Origin of the sequence: Halorubrum sp. LN27, from assembly GCF_016635065.1 — an archaeon.
In the GTDB taxonomy this organism is placed as follows: Archaea; Halobacteriota; Halobacteria; order Halobacteriales; family Haloferacaceae; genus Halorubrum; species Halorubrum salipaludis.
In genome coordinates this window covers 220,266-236,271 of sequence record NZ_JAEPET010000001.1, presented here as the reverse complement: position 1 = coordinate 236,271, position 16,006 = coordinate 220,266, and the positions used below count along the sequence as shown (strand labels likewise).

Below are 16,006 nucleotides of genomic sequence, written 5' to 3'. Positions count from 1 at the left end.
CGGACCGCTTGCCGGCACGGGGAACACTTTAGACCGTGTGGTGAAATATCACGGGCATGGGTCTTCGAACCGCGAGCCAGCAGAACGGACTGCTTCTGGCAGGACTGCTGTTGTTCATCGGATGGGGCGCGCTCACCGCGCTGAACGTCGCGACGAGCGCCGGACCGATAGCCGCCGACTGGTGGATCGGCCAACACGGCGTCGGCGCCGTCGTCGGGGCCGTCGTGCTGTTGGCCCTCGTCGGGTTCGCCATCGCCCTCGTCGGCGAGCTGAACGAAGATGGTCCCGCGCCGGACGAGTGGCCGCCGCAGTAGATGTACTACGAGTGTGCCGAGTGCGGGCTCGTCGACCGGGGGAACCCGCTGGACGAGCCCGTCGTACGCGAGTGTCCCGACTGCGGAGTGACCACGACGTGGGAACCGGCCTTCGAGGGGGCGCCGAACTCGTGAGCGACCCGATCGAGGTCCCGATCTCGGAACGGTTCCGCCGCGGGGCCGACCAGTGGGCCGAAGAGCGCGTGATGACCGAGGAGGCCGCCCTCGAGGCCAAGGCCGAGCAGGCGCTGCTGGAGATCGAACACCTCGCGACCGGCGCTCAGGAGGTCGACTTCGAGCTCGACGAGGAGGGGGAGATCATCCGATACGTCCCCAGCGGGGAGCTGCGGGCGTTCCTCGACGCCCAGGCCGAGGCGTCCGGCGTCGACCGCGAGACCGTGCTGCGGCTCCACGTCGATCTCTTCGCCGGCGCGTTCCTCGACTCCGACACCGTCACGCCGGAGTCAGTGACCCACGACTGAAGTCCTGTCTCTTACCCACAACTCCTATCGCTGTAGTTCGCCGAGAAAGAGGCCAAGATGCAGAGTGGTTCACAGAACCGGCGGTCTGACGTAGACGATGAGAGTGAGCGATGTGAGACAGATGTCTCTGGCAAGGTTCGTGAGGAGTTCCAGTCTGCTGAGTTTGGTGACCAACGGCTTACGAAGCGATTGATAGAGGTCGGAGATCGGCTCGGCAGGGCACCTGCCGAGTCGATCCCAAACGCGTGCGAAGACTGGGCCTCCACAAAGGCTACGTACCGATTTTGCGACAACGAGCGTGTGGATCCGAACGAGATTCTTGATGCACATAAGCGAGCACAACGGTCACGAGTGCAGGACAACGACGAGCTCTTGGTCGTCTCCGACACCACTGAACTCGTCTTTCCGAGACATCCGTCGAAGGAAGGGCTTGGCGACATCGGCAACTCCAAGACAGATCTTGAAGGCGTCAAAGTTCACTCGACGATTGGACTTGATCCACAGACTCACCGCATGACGGGGGTCATCGATCAGCAATCGCTGATCGAGGACCAGCAAGCCAGCACGAAGCACGATGCGAATGGAAAGAACGATCCAGTCGAATTAGAGAGTGAACAGGAAAAATGGATTCGGGGAGATAGACAAGCCAGCGACTGGCTTGCCGAGGAGGTTCGGCCGATATTCATCCACGACCGAGGAGCTGACGCATTTGCCTTCTACCGCGAAGTTACAGACGACTTGGACGCTGGATTCGTCGTCCGTGCGAATCAGAACCGGTGTATTCAGACGCCGTCCGGAACGGACGGCCGTCTGATTGACTGGAGTGAAGACCTTCTTGAACAAGGTCGCACGTCTATCGAGATTGACCAAGGGAGCGGAAGAGAGGCCAGAGAAGCTGAGCTACTCGTCAAAGCCGGTTCATGTGAGTTACTCCCTCCAAAGAACGATTCAACTCATACGGATCCAGTTGAGGTAAACGTCGTACGAATCGACGAACTTGGAGAACAAGATGACCCGATTCAGTGGGTGTTACTCACCACTGAATCGGTCGATACGTTCAGTGATTCGCTGAGGGTGGTAGAGTCCTACCGCGCCCGGTGGACGATCGAAGACTGGCACAAGGTGCTGAAAACTGGATGCCGAATCGAGGAACGCCGGCTAGAAACATGGGAACGTATGGAGGTCTTGTTGAGTGTCTACTCGGTAATTGCGTGGAAGGTGCTGGAGTTGCGGGAACTTGCTCGGGGAGAGACATACTACTCACCTGATGTCCTCCTGAGCGAGACTGAACGGTCAATTCTGGAAACGAAATTTCCAGAATTGACCGACAATGGGGATCAAGCGTACGCAATTGCGGTTGCGAAGATCGGTGGCTACCTTGACCGAAGTTCCGATCCACCGCCTGGTTGGGAGACGATGTGGAAAGGTCTCAAGAAACTTCAGACCTGGGCGGAGGGATACGAACTGCACTCCTGAGACTTATGGGTAAGAGACAGGACTGAAGTCGTGGGCTTCCGCCTCGTGCCTCTGTGAGCCGTCGGCTCCCGTCCGTTTCGCCTCGCCGCCGGACCGAGAAAACGCGGTCGAGGGGAAGCTATTTGTCCGTGCACGGGTATGACAGTCGTATGCACGAAGACAGCGGATGGCGTCCCGACACCGGCTGTCAGCGGTGTAACGGTCACGAGACGTGGACGCACAACGCGGCCCACGAGATAAACGACGGCCAGCGCGACCCCGACGAGATGGACCTCGGACTGACCGAGGACGACGAAGACGACGAGTAGGGCGCCGGAAGCGGCGAACGCCCAGCCGGCCGGTCAAGTCATCTGACTCGCGATCTCCTCCTCGAAGGCGACGTACCCCGACAGCAGGTACGCCGCCGCCTCGTAGAACGGCTCGTCGGTGTTGTCCAACACGTCCCGCGCGCAGTCGTCGATCCACTGCGAGAGGTGTTCGTCGTGGAAGACGCGCTGGAACCCCAGCGTCTCCTCGTCGCCCGCCCGCTGGCGCTCGATCAGGTGCCGGAGGAACGCCAGCTCGACGGCGATGTGGTCGTTCTCCTCGGGGTAGTCGTCGGGCGGCGACCAGCCCGCGGCCCCGTAGCTGGCCTCGACCTTCGCGAGCCCCTCGCCGCGGAAGTCGGTGTCGTCGCGGTAGTGCGTCTCGTGGGGAAGGACCGGCGGCCGCGGGCCGACGAAGACGCGGGTGTACTCGCGTTCGAGGTCGTCGCGGACCGCGTCGACGTCGCGCCCCTCGTTGTCGGCGGCGAACGCGCGGAGGCGCTCGAACCCGGCGTCGAGGTCGTCCGAGACGGCCTGCTCTGGGACCTCGAAGTCGCCCGAGAGCAGCCGTTCGAGCAGCTCCTCCGGCGGGTAGTCGGCGAAGGCGTCCACGAGGAACCCCGAGAGCTCGAGGCGGGTCTCGTAGAGGGCGGTCTGGTCGAGGCTCATCGGTCACCCCCCACGTCGCCGCTCCCGTGGAGGAGCCGCACGCGGCAGTCCGGACAGTAGTCGAAGACGTTCTCGTCGCCGGCGGTGAGCCCCTCGACGAGCCCGCCGACCTCCTCTTGGATCTTGCTGGCCGTGCCCTCGCTGGCGAAGGGCGTCCCGCAGTTGGCGCACTCGCGCATCTCGCCCTCGAAGGCCGTCTCCCACGACTCCCCGTCGCGGTTCTCCGGGAGCCGGTCGAGGTGGATCCCCGGATCGAGCTCGATCGCGTCCTCCATACACCCCTCCTCGCAGAGTCCGCAGTTGACGCACCGCTCGTGGCTGAACTGGAGCTCGGCGCCGTCTCGGCGGAGCGCGTCGGTCGGACAGAGGTTCGAACACGTCGGCGTCAGCGCGCAGTCGTCGGACACCTCGACGGCCGCGAAGTCCTTCAGCCCGCGGATCACGTCCCGCTCGGGGTCGACGTGGTCGAGGATCGTCCGGACGCTCTCTAACGTCCAGTCGTGGCTGTTGAACGCGGGGTTCGGGCGCTCGCCGCCGCTCGGCTGGGCCGCGATCCCGCCGTCGGTCAGGGCAGCGCCCGCCCCGTCCCTCCCGGCGCCCGGGTCGACGAGCCGCCCCGTCGCCTCGTGTTCGCCGGCGGGGACGGGCGACGGGTCGAGCGACTCGACGAACGCGTCGAGCTCGTCGACGAACGGCCCGTGGTCGGCGAGATTCGGCGCGAAGAAGGCGACGCGCTCGCCGAGGCCGAGGTCGGTCGTAGCGCGGTTGAGCCGGTCGACTAACTCGGCCTTGGGGTCCGGTCCGGAGTGCAGGCAGTCGTCGCCGCAGCCGACGACCGCGACGCCGTCCGCGCCCGCGGCGAGCGCGTGGGCGACGTGCGCCTCGCCGACGGTGTCGGTGCAGTTGACCCGGACGGGGAGGATCGGCGGGTACTCGACGCCCGGCCCGATCTGCGAGCGGCGGCCGTACTCGGAGAGCGCCTCGGCGGCGCGCTCCGAGCAGACGAACGCGACGACGGGCGTCTCGATCCCGTCCGAGCCGCGGTCGAAGAGCCAGCCGCCCGAGTCGTCCGTGGTCGGGCGCAGCAGGGCCTCCACCTGTCGGGCGATGCGCTCGTTGTCGGGCTCGCTGAGCGTGACCGCGCCGGTCGGACACGAGCTGGTGCAGGCGCCGCAGTTCCGGCACGCCTCCTTGAAGAAGTCCACGTCGTCGACGCGGGGGCGCTCGACGGCGCCGTGGGGGCAGGCGTCGACGCAGGCGGTACAGCCCTGCTGGCCCGACTCGCCGGCGGCGCAGACGTCCATGTCGAGATCGAGGTGGTCCGGACCCTCGTAGCCGCCGAGCATGGACTCGATCGCCGAGACCGCCCCGGCGTCGACGTGCGTGTAGAACCCGATCCGACCACCGCGGGTGTCGGCGTCGGCGCCGGGGTAGACGACCTGGTCGACCTCCAGCTCGCGGGCGACGCCGTCGGTGTCGATGGCGTCGACGGGACAGCAGTCGGTCCACGCGCCGTCGGGCGCGTCGGGGTCGATGTCGACCGGCCTGGTCGTGACCATCCCGTCGGGTCCCCGTCGGACGCACTCCATACAGGAGATGCAGTCCTCGGTGACGCGGGCCTCGAGCGTCAGGGTGAACTCGCCGAACCGCCCCGAGACGTCGGCGACGCGGCCGCGCTCGACGGTCACCTCGTCGAGGTCCGCCTCGCCGGCCAGCTCCCGGCCGTCGGCGACGAGCGTCACGTCGGCCGTGTCGGCGAGCGCCGCGGCGGTCTCGGCGTCCCCGACGACGGCGACCCGGTCGCCTGCCTCGCGGGTGTGGACGCGCTCGACCGGCTCGTGGTCGAAGCGGGTGGCCGCGGCGTTGGCCAGTCGCGCGGTCTTGTCGGTGGCGGCGGACTCGCCGTGGACCCAGCCGGCGCCCTCGCGCTGGTCGACGAACTCGATGGCGTCCGGGTGGAGCCCGTGGTCGACCGCCTCCTCCCGGAGCGACTCCTGGACGCCGGGCTCCGGACAGGTGACGACGAGCTGGTCGAGGTCGTGCTCGTCGATGACCGCCGACATGGCATCGCGGCCGTCGCCGCAGAGCATCCGCGAGCTCGCGGCGACGTCGACCCCCTCGATGCCCTCTCGGGCCTCGGCGAGGTCGACGTCGCAGGTGTCCGCACAGGAGCAGACGAAGGTCCCCGTGTTCATGCGAACCGGGTTATGGCCGGAGTGTCAAAGGGCTTGCTGCGAACCGAACCGGATCCGGTCAGAACCGCCGCGACCGCCGGCACGGATCGGGCCGCGACCCGCACGTGGGTCTGTCCCGGGCACAGATCAGTGTCCCGCGCCGGACTCGGAATGCGTCACCGCTCGCACCGCGCGTCCGCCGATCGCGGGCCGGCGCGCGCGAGCGATATCCGCGCCAATCGGTAGCACATTCATCGCCCTTCGTCGGAGGGTTTAAATACTATAAATAGATTTTCCGCGTTCCAGCGGTCTGAAAAGTAACTATAATCATAAATACAGGAAGATCTGGCCGGTTCTGTCGGAAGTTTCTTTTGATTACGGTCGTGGGCCCATGCTGTATGCCGATCCGGCGTGCGGGACACGTGGGGTTGGGCACACGGAGCGGCAACCAATGAGCGAGCCCGTAACACTCGACCTGGACAGGCGGTCGTTCATGAAGGCCTCCGCGCTGGCGGGCGCGGTCGCCTTCGGGGGCGGCGCGACTGGACAGGTCCTCGGACAGGAGGAGGAACCGGACGGCGTCGGCGACGACGCCGAGACAGCGAAGGTGATCTGTAACTACTGTTCCATCGGCTGCGGCTTCAAGGCCGTCAAGGACGGCGAGGCGTTCGTCGGCCAGGAGCCGTGGCACGAGAACCCGCTGAACAACGGGTCGCTGTGTTCGAAGGGGGCCGGGATCTTGGAGACCGAGCACTCCGAGCGGCGGCTCAAACACCCGATGCGGAAGGAGGACGGCGAGTGGCGGAAGATTTCGTGGGACGAGGCGTACAGCGAGATCGCCGAGACCTACGAGGAGACGGTCGAGCAGTACAGCCCGGAGAGCGTGATGCTGCTGGGATCGGCGCACCACTCCAACGAGTCGGCGTACGCCTCCCGGAAGTTCTCCGCGTTCCTCGGCACCAACAACATCGACCACCAGGCGCGTATCTGCCACTCGACGACCGTCACCGGCCTCGCGAACACGTGGGGCTACGGGGCGATGACCAACACGATCAACGACTACCGGAACTTCGACCTCCTCATCATCATCGGGCAGAACCCGGCGGAGGCGCACCCGGTCGTGATGCAGCACATCTTAGAGGGGCAGAAGCGGGGCGGCACCATCGTCTCTATCGACCCCCGGTACACGAAGACGTCGGCGCACGCCGACCGCTTCCACCGGATGCGCCCGGGGACGGACGTGGCCATCATGATGGGCCTCATCAAGTACGTCCGCGACCAGGGCGAGCTCGACGAGGAGATGCTCGACGAGCGGACGATGGGGTGGCCGGACGTCGACGCCGAGCTCGACCAGTACGACCTCGAGACCGTCGCCGACATCTCCTGGATAAGCGAGGAGAGCCTCCAGGAGATCGGCGACCTCGTGATCGAGAACCAGCCCAACATCCAGATCGAGTGGGCGATGGGCGGCACCCAGCACAACAACGGGACGCAGAACATCCGCTCGTACGCGCTGGCGTCGCTGGGGTGGGGGTCGGCCGCCCGCTCCGGCGGCGGCCTCCAGGTCATGCGCGGCCACGCCAACGTCCAGGGGGCGACCGACCTCGGCGTCGAGTCGTCGATCCTTCCGGGCTACTACGGCGTCGGCGGCGCGGGGTCGTGGGAACACTGGACCAACGTCTGGAACCAGAGTCCGTGGACCTCGGGGTCGATCACGGCCGAGGAGCTCCACGACGACTACTTCGCCACGATGGACGACGAGCTCTTCGAGAAGATCAACGGCGGGCCCCCGGGCGACGACCGGGACACGAGCTGGCCGGACACCGCGGGCAACATGATGTTCCGCGAGGGGCTGACCGTCGCCCGGTGGTACGAGGCCGCGCTCGACCAGAGCGACCGGCTCAACGAGTCCGACCTCTACCAGCCCGACCCGGTGAAGATGGCCTTCTACTGGGGCCACTCGGCGAACTCCATCTCGGAGATGGACAAACAGCGACAGGCGATGGAGGCGCTCGACCTCCTGGTCGTGGTCGACGTCTTCCCGGCGGTCGCCGGCACGCTCCCGAAGGAGGACAACGTCCTGCTACTGCCCGCGTCGAGCCAGTACGAGCACGTCCGGACGCTGACCAACACCAACCGCTCGGTCCAGTGGTCCGAGCGCGCCTCGCCGCCGGCGCACAACTCCAAGCCGGACCTCCAGATATTCATGGAGCTGGCCCACGAGCTCGGCTTCGGCGAGCACTTCGACTGGGGCTCCGGGAAGGGGATCTACAACGGCCGGTCGACCCACGAGGACGTCGTCCGCGAGATCAACCTCGGGACGCGCTCGATCGGCTACCAGCAGCCGCCGGAGAAGCTCCAACAGCACGTCGAGTACGACTACCTGTTCAACACCGACACGCTCCGCGCCGACGCGCCGGGCACGCCGGTCGACGGGGAGTACTGGTCGCTGCCGTGGCCCTACTGGGGCGGCGACCACCCCGGGACGCCGATCATCTGGACCTCCGAGCTCGACCCGCGCGACGGCGGCCACGACTTCCGGACCAGCTGGGGGACGCAGGCCCCCACGCCCGACGAGTGGGACGACATGGGCGTCGACAAGCCGTACCCGATGTCCGAGACGGTCGCCGAGGAGGGCGAGGCGGACGGCCTCGACCTGCTGCGCGACCCCTTCGAGCCCGAGTGGTGGGACGACACCATCGAGGGCGTCCCGCAGTATCCGGCGTTCACGACGACGCTGCCGGACGACGTGACCGAGCCGCACCAGCAGTCGCTCCCGCAGGAGTACGCGCTCCGCGAGGACCGCTCCGCGTTCGACGCGGCACAGGAGCTCAACGAGAACTACGGTCACGACCATGACCTCGACTTCTGGGCGCAGTTCGACAACAACCAGCCGGACCCGCCGACGGGACGCGGCAAGGCCCGCGCGGTGGCGTGGAACTTCCTCGACACCGTCCCGGTCCACCGCGAGCCGATCGAGAGCCCGCGCCCGGACCTCGTCGAGGAGTGGCCCGCGAACGGCCAGCAGCACAACTTCTGGCGGCTCGACCAGAACAACGCGACGACACAGGAGAACGCGATGCAGGAGGTGCAGTCGGCCCAAGCGGAGATGCCCGACGGCGCCCAGCAGCTGATCCTCACCTCGGGGCGACAGGTCGAACATCAGGGCGGCGGCGCCGAGACGCGCAACAACCCCCTGACGGCCGATCTCCAGCCGCACATGTACGCGGAGATCCATCCGGACGTCGCCGAGGAGATGGACCTCCGCGGCGGCGAAGACCACGTCATCGTCCACCCGACCGCCTCGGAGAAGAGCTCGATCCTCGTGAAGGCGAAGGTGACGGAGCGCCCGAACACCGAGGAGATATTCCTGCCGTACCACTGGGGCGGGGTCTTCAGCGGCCAGAGCCAGGCCGACGCCTACCCGGAGGGGACGAAGCCGCTGGCGATCGGCGAGTCGGCGAACATCGTGACGGCCTCCGGGTTCGACGTCGAGACGCAGATGCAAGAGACCAAGGCGGGGATCGTCGTGATGGAGAAGGCGACGGAGGCGCGCGTCGAGGAACTCGACATGGAGTTCATCGACTACCCGCAAGACGAGGCCGGCATCGGCCGCCAGAAGTCCTACGACACGCGCGACTGGGACATGGCACAAGAGAGCTTCGGTGACGACTAATGTCAACACACAACCAAAACCGGATGAGCGACGGCGTGATGTCCACGGGCGAGGGGATGCGCATCTTCCCCGACGTGGAGGCCTGCATCGACTGCGGGGCCTGCGTCGTCTCGTGTAAGCGCACGTGGGACGTACCGAACACCGAACAGCGCATCGAGATATCGACCATGCTGGAGGGCCGCGAGGGCGACGAGGGGTACAACCACCGCCAGACGGCGGCCCTCGCGGAGGGACAGAACCCCGGGGAGACCAGCCTCCCGATGCAGTGTTACCACTGCGAGAACGCCCCGTGCGTGTCGGTGTGCCCGACCGACGCCCTCCAGAAGGAGGACGACGGCTTCGTGACGGTGTCGGACGACCTCTGTGTTGGCTGTCAGTACTGCCTGTCGGCCTGCCCGTTCGGCGCCCCGCAGTTCCCGGACGGCGAGGGGACCGTCAGCTCCGAGGTGTTCGGCACCGGCGGCGTGATGGACAAGTGTACCGGCTGCCGGTCGCGCCAGAAGGCCGGGAAGGGACCGGCGTGCGCCGAGGAGTGCTCGACGGACGCCATCCTCGTCGGCTCCGCCGGCGACATCGCGGACGAACTCGAACAGCGCGGGAGCGGGTCGTTCTTCAACGACACCGCCCTAGAGATAATCTTCGGCGACGACGCCGACATGGTGAGCGACGCATGAGCGATCCCGACCCGACCGACGGCGACACGAGCGACGAGGAGCCGGCGACGACGGAGGCGTCGGGGGCATCGAGCGGCGGCGACCGCGCCGACGGGCTCGTCTTCTGGGCCTGTGCGGTCTTCGGCCTCGCGCTGGCGACCGGGTCGGTGTGGTTCTTCAGTTCGCAAGGGATCTGGCACGAGGCGCTGATGCGGGTCCACCCCACGCTGAGCGGCGGCGGCGTCGGCGCCAGCTGGGAGGCCGGCGTCACGAACACGGTCCTGACGTTCCTGATCGACTTCATCCACGTCGCGGACGTCGTCATGGGGATCTTCATCCTCCTGTTGATGCTGATCCACTGGACGGCGTTCCACCGGCTCGCGAGCCGGATGCGACCGCCGGCCGGGACCGGAATGGAGACGGAGGCGCCCGTCGCCGACGGCGGCGAACCGAAGGGAGGTGACCGCGAATGACGAACCTCGACCACGGTAAGTTCTCGCGGGTGACGACCCTATTCCACTCGATGCTGGCGCTGACGGTGTTCCTGCTCTTCTTCACGGGCTACGCCGTCGCCTTTAACACCGAGCTGTGGTGGCTCGTGGAGCTGATGGGCGGAAACGCCGGGGTGTTGGTGGTCCACCGCGCGGCCGCCTTCGCGCTCATCGCGCTGACCGGCTTCTGGGTGCCGTACATGCTGTTGAGCCGGACGAACGGCGGCGGGATCCGGTCGCTGTTACCGAGTAAGGGCGACGTCGACGCGTTCGTCCAAGACGTCCAGTTCGCCCTCGGTCGGGCGGACGAACGCCACCCGAACGCCCGCCAGTTCGCCGGCTACAAGGCCGACGAGGTGCCCCTGCTCTCGTACATCGGCAAGGGCGTCGTCGCCATCTTCACCGTCGAGCTCCTGTTGCTGATGGTCACCGGGCTGCTCATCTGGCAGAAGTCGTGGCTCATCGGGATCTACAACACCCAGTCGGCGGCGATGGCGTTCGTCGCCTTCCACGGGCTGCTCGGCGTCATCATGCTGATGGGGGTCATGTTCCACACCTTCGAGCACGGCTTCCATCCCGCCTTCTTCCCGGTCGAGATGAAGGCGTTCCTGCCGAAAGACGACACGCCGAACTTCCACGGCGACCCGGACGACCACGAGACGACCGGCATCGAGCGGCTCCGCCGGAAGAAGTCGTGGCGGTGGGCGACCAACGTCGTCGGCGCCCTCACCGTGCTCGGCATCGTCAGCGTGATGCTCTCGTCGGTCTCGTACGGCGGCTACCCGGTCCCGAGCGAGCTCGCGTTCAACGAGGGGAGCCTCCTGCGGACGATCGGCATCAACGCCGGGTTCCTCGTGCTGTTCATCGGACTGACGCTGTCGATGTACGGCAACGTCCTCCGAGCGCGGTACAAGAAGGAGCGGCAGACCGAAGAAGTCCCGGCGGCCGCCGCCGACGGCGGCGAACCGCGCGAGGACTGACGCCGGCCGCCCGCTCCGCCCGACGCTCTCTTGTTCTCGCTTCTCGTCGAGTCCGTTTCGAGAAGCGCCTTCCCTCGTCGTTACAGCAGCTCCGCCGCCTCGGGAGAGAGGTCGACGGTCACGTCCTGTCGGGTCTGTTCGGCCATCTGGTCGATGTTGCGGGTCAACACCTTGAGGATGTCCTCCGGTTCGGGGTAGACTAACATGTTGCCGTCGGCGTCCTCCATCACCAGCTGCGTGTCGGAGAGCTGGATCTGGTTGTCGCCGATCGAGGCGACGATCGCCGGCAGGGCCTCGGCGCCCCCGGTGTCGCCCTCCTCGACGTAGGTGATGTACAGCGAGTCGATGCCGATCAGGTCCTTGTACTCGCGGATGCGCTCGGCGCATTTGACCATGTCCCGCGTGATGGCGGTCTTGTGATCGTTTCCGTGCTCGCCGTTGTGACAGTGTTTGCACACCCGCAGTTCCATCCGCATACACGCCGCAAGGGCGAGGACGGAAATATACCTTGGCACGCCGGTTCCGTCGGCCGGAACCGCGGCGTCGGGAGCCGGGGACGGAACGAGTCGTCGCCGACCGGGGCCGAACGAGGGCCCCGCCGAGACCGCGGACGAACTTTCAAGAGGCGGGCCGCCCATGCGGTGATATGGCATTACTCACGGACGCGCTGGCCGTCCTGATGGTGGCAGTGGGCGTCGTCGGCATGCTCGCGGTCGCGTTTCGCGCCCGCGAGTACGACATGATCGGGAGGGCAGACGGCGCCGTCGTCGCCCTCGGCGCCGCGATGTCCGTCGCCATGACGGCGACGGCCTTCCTCTAGCGGCGACCGGCCCCACCACGACCGGTCTCCGGCCGCGACCGCCGGACGGATCACCCCGCGTCGACGAAGTCCCCGAGGTTCGCCTGCAGGCCGGCCGCCATCGTCGACTTCCGCCGGAGGCGACCCAGCGAGACCGGGAGGTGCTCGGCGACGCCGCGGACCGCCTCCCCGAACGTCTCGGCGGTCCCGCGCTCGCCCTCGAACGCGTTCCGGACCGCCTCGCGCACCTGCCAGACGCCGACCGGCCCCCAGTAGTCGTCGGAGACGTGACGGAGCACCAGCGCCTTCGCCTGTCGCCCGCGGTCGTCGAGGTGCTCTAAGACGCCGAGCCGAGCCGCGTAGTAGGCGCCCGCGGTCTCCTCGACGTAGCCGGTCCGCCCCTCGCGGCCCTCGCTGGCGGCCGCGAGGTAGACGCCCGCCTCGGGGTCGGGGTTCCAGATCGAGCCGGGCGACTTCATCTCGACGAGCTCGTACTCCCAGCGTCCCGGGACCAAGATCACCCAGAAGGCGTTGCCGAGGTACTCGTTGCGGTGGACTTCGATCCGGTCGACCGTCGGGTTGTCGCGGATCGAGCCGCGGAGGAACTGCCCGACCGTGTCGTCGACCGCCGTGATCGACCAGCGCGTCGGGACGAGCCGCCGGTTCTCGCCCCGCCCGAGCGCGCCCGCGGAGAGGATCGTGTTGATCTCGTACACGTCGAACCCGCGCCGGTAGAGGTACGTCATCGCGCCCTCGGCGCGCCAGTCGTCGTCTTCGAGGGTCTTTTTCACCGGTCGCGGGACGTGCGGGTTCTCCCCCAGGTCGGCGGTCCGGGCCGCGGCGCGGGGGCCGGTCGGCGTCTTGATGTCTTCCGTGCCGACCTCGAAGTCGAGGTCGGGGGTGCCGTCGAGCCCGATCTCCACGTCGACCGGCCGGTCCGCGATCGCGACCTCGCGTTGCACGCCGAGCCAGCCGTCCCACGCGTCGTGGACGCTCTCGGCCGGACCACCGCCGGCGCTGACCGACTTCACGCCGCCCGTCGCGCCGGCGTCCGCCACGTCGACCCCCCGCGTCGAGTTGAGCAGGCTCGTGCGCCGGTCGAACACGTCGGCGATGGAGACGCCCTCGTCGTACCACGCCGCGGAGGTCTCGAACGCCGCCGCGCGATCCTCGCGGCCGACCGGCGAGAGCAGCCCGGTCGAGACGTTCGGGTAGTTCGAGCGCCCGACGAAGATGGAGGGCGAGACGCTGCCGACCACGGCGTCGTCGGAGACGTGCTCCTCGAAGCGCCGCTCGAAGGAGTCGAGGTGGTCGAGAATCCCGTAGTCCTTCTCGGCGGCGAGGCGCCGCCGCTCGGCGCGCTCGTTCGCCTCGAACTCGATGAACTCGTCGAGCCGCATTCGTCGGCCGTTGGCGGCGCGGCGGCTTGAACGTTTCCGGCGCGGGCGACGAAACGCGCGACCGACGGCCCTCCCGCGAGGCCTAGCTGTGGATCCCCATCGCTTCGATCTGCTCTTGGTACCGGTTGCGGATGGTGACCTCGGTGACCTGCGCGACGTCGGCGACCTCGCGCTGGGTCTTCTTCTCGTTACAGAGCAGGGAGGCGGCGTAGATCGCGGCGGCCGCGTATCCGGTCGGAGACTTCCCGGAGAGCAACCCCTGATCGGCCGTGGTCTCGATGATCTCGTTGGCCTTCGACTGGACCTCCTCGGAGAGCTCCAGCTCCGAGGAGAAGCGGGGGACGTACTTCTTCGGGTCGACGGGGCGCATCTCTAAGCCGAGCTCCTGAGAGATGTAGCGGTAGGTGCGCCCGATCTCCTTGCGGTCGACCCGCGACACGTCGGAGATCTCCTCCAGCGAGCGAGGGATCCCCTCCTTGCGACAGGCGGCGTAGAGGGCGGCGGTGGAGACGCCCTCGATCGAGCGCCCGCGGATGAGGTCCTCGTTGAGCGCGCGTCGGTAGATGACGGAAGCGACCTCGCGGACCGATCGGGGTACCCCGAGCGCGCTGGCCATCCGGTCGATCTCGGAGAGCGCGAACTGAAGGTTGCGCTCGCCCGCGTCCTTCGTCCGAATCCGCTCCTGCCACTTGCGCAGCCGGTGCATCTGCGACCGCTTCTTCGAGGAGATGGAGCGCCCGTAGGCGTCCTTGTCCTTCCAGTCGATCGTCGTCGTCAGCCCCTTGTCGTGCATCGTCTTCGTCGTCGGGGCGCCGACGCGCGACTTCGACTGGCGCTCCGAGTGGTTGAACGCGCGCCACTCCGGGCCGGGATCGATCTGCTCCTCCTCGACGATGAGTCCCGTCTCCTCGTGTATCAGCTCCCCGTCGGCCGTCCGGGTGAGCTCCTCCGGGTCGAAGTTCTCGGGGTCCAACTCGTCGGCGTCGACCCCCTCGACCCCCTCGGCGTCGGTTTCGGTCTCGTCGGCGTCCTCGTCCCGCACACGCTGCCGGTCGTGATCCCGTTGCCGGGTTGGCCGTGTCATCGCATTTATATACTATCCAAACGGATTGACTTAAAAGTTCGTGAGAGTGTGAACTCGCCGCACGGGATCGAACGGACGAACGTGTTCGGTCCCCAGGCGCGCTCTCGGCCGGAATCTCACCACGTACCTCGCTCCTCGTATTCTCACACACGGTCGGCGTTTCGACTGCCGTCCTCGGACGGACAGCCATTAGTCCGGCGGGCGCGGAGACCGGACGAATGCCGACGATCGACTGCGATCCGGCGACCGCGCGGACCCGCTTGGAGGACGCCGGCGTCCGGATCGACGGGGGGAACACCCCTCACGAGCGGTGGCGCGCCGAGCGCGACGGAGCGGTCGCCGTCGCCTACGACGACAAGGTCGTCGTGCAGGGGAGCGATCCGACCCGCCTGACGGCCCTCCTGCGCGAGGGCGGCGGACGCGCGCACGTCTACTTCGACGGCGCCTCGCGCGGGAACCCCGGCCCGGCCGCGGTCGGCTGGTGTCTGGTCACCGCGGACGGGATCGTCGCCGAGGGCGGCGAGCGGATCGGCCGCGCCACCAACAACCAGGCCGAGTACGCCGCGCTGATCCGGGCGCTCGAGGCCGCCGACGAACACGGCTTCGACGAGATCGACGTGCGCGGCGACTCCCAACTGATCGTCAAGCAGGTGCGCGGCGAGTGGAACGCCAACGACCCGGAGCTTCGGGAGAAGCGGGTCCGGGTCCGGGAGCTGTTAACGCGGTTCGACCGGTGGTCGATCGGCCACGTTCCGCGGGAGATAAACGAGCGCGCCGACGATCTGGCGAACGAGGCACTCGATGACCCGAACTAACGACGAGCCCCCGGAGTGGGCGAAAGAGCGGGCCCGCGAAGTGATGGCGGCGGAGACCGGCGACGGGGAGCCGGAGGGAGTCGACGGCGAAGGGGCGGCGGACGCCGCCGACGGCGACGACCGCGTTCCCGACGTGCCGGCCGCGGTCGTCGACGAGGCGGAGCGGCTCACCCGACTCGCCCGGCAGACGGAGGACGAGGCGGCGGCCGCGTTCTACCGCGACCGCCGCGACGAGCTGGTCGAGAGCCACGACTACGTCCCGCGGCTGCGCGACGAGGACGACACGCTCGTGTTGTACCCCGGGGAGTGGATGGACGACGGGACGGTTCAGCTCGACCGGATCGAGACCACCGACCGGGCCGTCGAGGTGTCGCTGTCGGGGCCGGGCGACGCCGACCGCTACCGCGAGGTCGCCGCGTACAACGACGCGGTCGCCGACGCGGTCGCCGAGGCGCACGGCGAGCCGCACGCCGACACCGCCCGGAGCTTCGCGGCGTTCATGAGCAATCACTACGTGCGCGCGGTCGACGACGCGACCCCGGACATGCGCGCGGAGTTCCGGGAGGAGTACTTCCCGCGGAACGGCTGGCCGAGCGACGAGCAGCTGGCGGCGCTCGACGAGTCGCTGGCCGTGATCGAGTCGGTCGCGGCAGACGTGGACGGTCCCGAGGAGTAACGGGCGACGAGG

General features: G+C 67.7%; 17 protein-coding genes. 12 read left to right on the top strand and 5 right to left on the bottom strand.

Annotated features, from left to right (window positions below; translation table 11 throughout):
- Positions 1–56 precede the first annotated feature (56 nt).
- The 5 genes from JIN95_RS01065 to JIN95_RS01050 all read left to right on the top strand — a co-directional run bounded on the left by JIN95_RS01065 (position 57) and on the right by JIN95_RS01050 (position 2,580).
- Positions 57–314 (top strand): hypothetical protein, encoded by a 258-nt coding sequence (locus tag JIN95_RS01065; RefSeq protein WP_095635369.1) that lies wholly within the window; start codon positions 57–59, stop codon positions 312–314.
- Entirely contained in the window at positions 315–449 is a 135-nt protein-coding gene (locus tag JIN95_RS16385) for a hypothetical protein (RefSeq protein WP_255521204.1), read from the top strand.
- Positions 446–796: a hypothetical protein gene (locus tag JIN95_RS01060; protein ID WP_095635370.1), complete on the top strand. Its 351-nt coding sequence runs from the start codon at positions 446–448 to the stop codon at positions 794–796. The genes JIN95_RS16385 and JIN95_RS01060 overlap by 4 nt, the downstream gene beginning before the upstream one ends.
- Before the next feature lie 57 nt (positions 797–853).
- Positions 854–2,272: an IS4 family transposase gene (locus JIN95_RS01055; protein WP_200530274.1), complete on the top strand. Its 1,419-nt coding sequence runs from the start codon at positions 854–856 to the stop codon at positions 2,270–2,272.
- Between the two features lie 149 nt (positions 2,273–2,421).
- Positions 2,422–2,580 (top strand): hypothetical protein, encoded by a 159-nt coding sequence (locus tag JIN95_RS01050; protein ID WP_158224013.1) that lies wholly within the window; start codon positions 2,422–2,424, stop codon positions 2,578–2,580.
- A 33-nt stretch (positions 2,581–2,613) separates the two neighbouring features.
- Here the strand turns inward: JIN95_RS01050 and JIN95_RS01045 are convergent, their stop codons facing one another.
- Complete coding sequence (locus JIN95_RS01045) at positions 2,614–3,246, bottom strand: molecular chaperone TorD family protein (protein ID WP_200530273.1); 633 nt, start codon at positions 3,244–3,246, stop codon at positions 2,614–2,616.
- Positions 3,243–5,441, bottom strand: a complete 2,199-nt coding sequence (locus JIN95_RS01040; protein WP_095635372.1) for a hydrogenase iron-sulfur subunit — start codon at positions 5,439–5,441, stop codon at positions 3,243–3,245. Before JIN95_RS01040 ends, JIN95_RS01045 begins: the two co-directional genes overlap by 4 nt.
- 430 nt (positions 5,442–5,871) lie before the next feature.
- Between JIN95_RS01040 and JIN95_RS01035 the strand changes: the two genes are divergently transcribed.
- From JIN95_RS01035 to JIN95_RS01020, 4 genes are read left to right on the top strand one after another with little or no spacing between them, the layout of a single operon-like run.
- Positions 5,872–9,096: a molybdopterin-dependent oxidoreductase gene (locus JIN95_RS01035; RefSeq protein ID WP_095635373.1), complete on the top strand. Its 3,225-nt coding sequence runs from the start codon at positions 5,872–5,874 to the stop codon at positions 9,094–9,096.
- Complete coding sequence (locus JIN95_RS01030) at positions 9,096–9,770, top strand: 4Fe-4S dicluster domain-containing protein (RefSeq protein ID WP_095635374.1); 675 nt, start codon at positions 9,096–9,098, stop codon at positions 9,768–9,770. Before JIN95_RS01035 ends, JIN95_RS01030 begins: the two co-directional genes overlap by 1 nt.
- Complete coding sequence (locus JIN95_RS01025) at positions 9,767–10,222, top strand: hypothetical protein (protein WP_200530272.1); 456 nt, start codon at positions 9,767–9,769, stop codon at positions 10,220–10,222. The genes JIN95_RS01030 and JIN95_RS01025 overlap by 4 nt, the downstream gene beginning before the upstream one ends.
- Positions 10,219–11,220, top strand: coding sequence for a cytochrome b/b6 domain-containing protein (locus JIN95_RS01020; RefSeq protein ID WP_095635376.1), 1,002 nt, complete (start codon positions 10,219–10,221; stop codon positions 11,218–11,220). Before JIN95_RS01025 ends, JIN95_RS01020 begins: the two co-directional genes overlap by 4 nt.
- An 80-nt stretch (positions 11,221–11,300) precedes the next feature.
- Here JIN95_RS01020 and JIN95_RS01015 read toward each other — a convergent pair whose 3' ends face one another.
- Complete coding sequence (locus JIN95_RS01015) at positions 11,301–11,696, bottom strand: hypothetical protein (RefSeq protein ID WP_200530271.1); 396 nt, start codon at positions 11,694–11,696, stop codon at positions 11,301–11,303.
- A gap of 170 nt (positions 11,697–11,866) precedes the next feature.
- Between JIN95_RS01015 and JIN95_RS01010 the strand changes: the two genes are divergently transcribed.
- Entirely contained in the window at positions 11,867–12,040 is a 174-nt protein-coding gene (locus JIN95_RS01010; protein WP_158224014.1) for a hypothetical protein, read from the top strand.
- Between the two features lie 50 nt (positions 12,041–12,090).
- On the opposite strand, the gene nreA is transcribed toward JIN95_RS01010, so the two are convergent.
- Together nreA and JIN95_RS01000 are read right to left on the bottom strand one after the other, a co-directional pair.
- Complete coding sequence (nreA, locus tag JIN95_RS01005; RefSeq protein WP_200530270.1) at positions 12,091–13,419, bottom strand: DNA repair protein NreA; 1,329 nt, start codon at positions 13,417–13,419, stop codon at positions 12,091–12,093.
- Between the two features lie 82 nt (positions 13,420–13,501).
- Positions 13,502–14,503 carry a transcription initiation factor IIB gene (locus tag JIN95_RS01000; protein ID WP_095635379.1) on the bottom strand — a complete coding sequence of 334 codons (1,002 nt, stop codon included), beginning with the start codon at positions 14,501–14,503 and terminating at the stop codon, positions 13,502–13,504.
- Positions 14,504–14,721: 218 nt separating this feature from the next.
- On the opposite strand from JIN95_RS01000, the gene rnhA reads away from it, so the two are divergent.
- Positions 14,722–15,318, top strand: a complete 597-nt coding sequence (rnhA, locus tag JIN95_RS00995; protein ID WP_095635380.1) for a ribonuclease HI — start codon at positions 14,722–14,724, stop codon at positions 15,316–15,318.
- Complete coding sequence (locus tag JIN95_RS00990; protein WP_095635381.1) at positions 15,305–15,994, top strand: hypothetical protein; 690 nt, start codon at positions 15,305–15,307, stop codon at positions 15,992–15,994. The genes rnhA and JIN95_RS00990 overlap by 14 nt, the downstream gene beginning before the upstream one ends.
- The last annotated feature ends 12 nt before the right edge of the window (positions 15,995–16,006 follow it).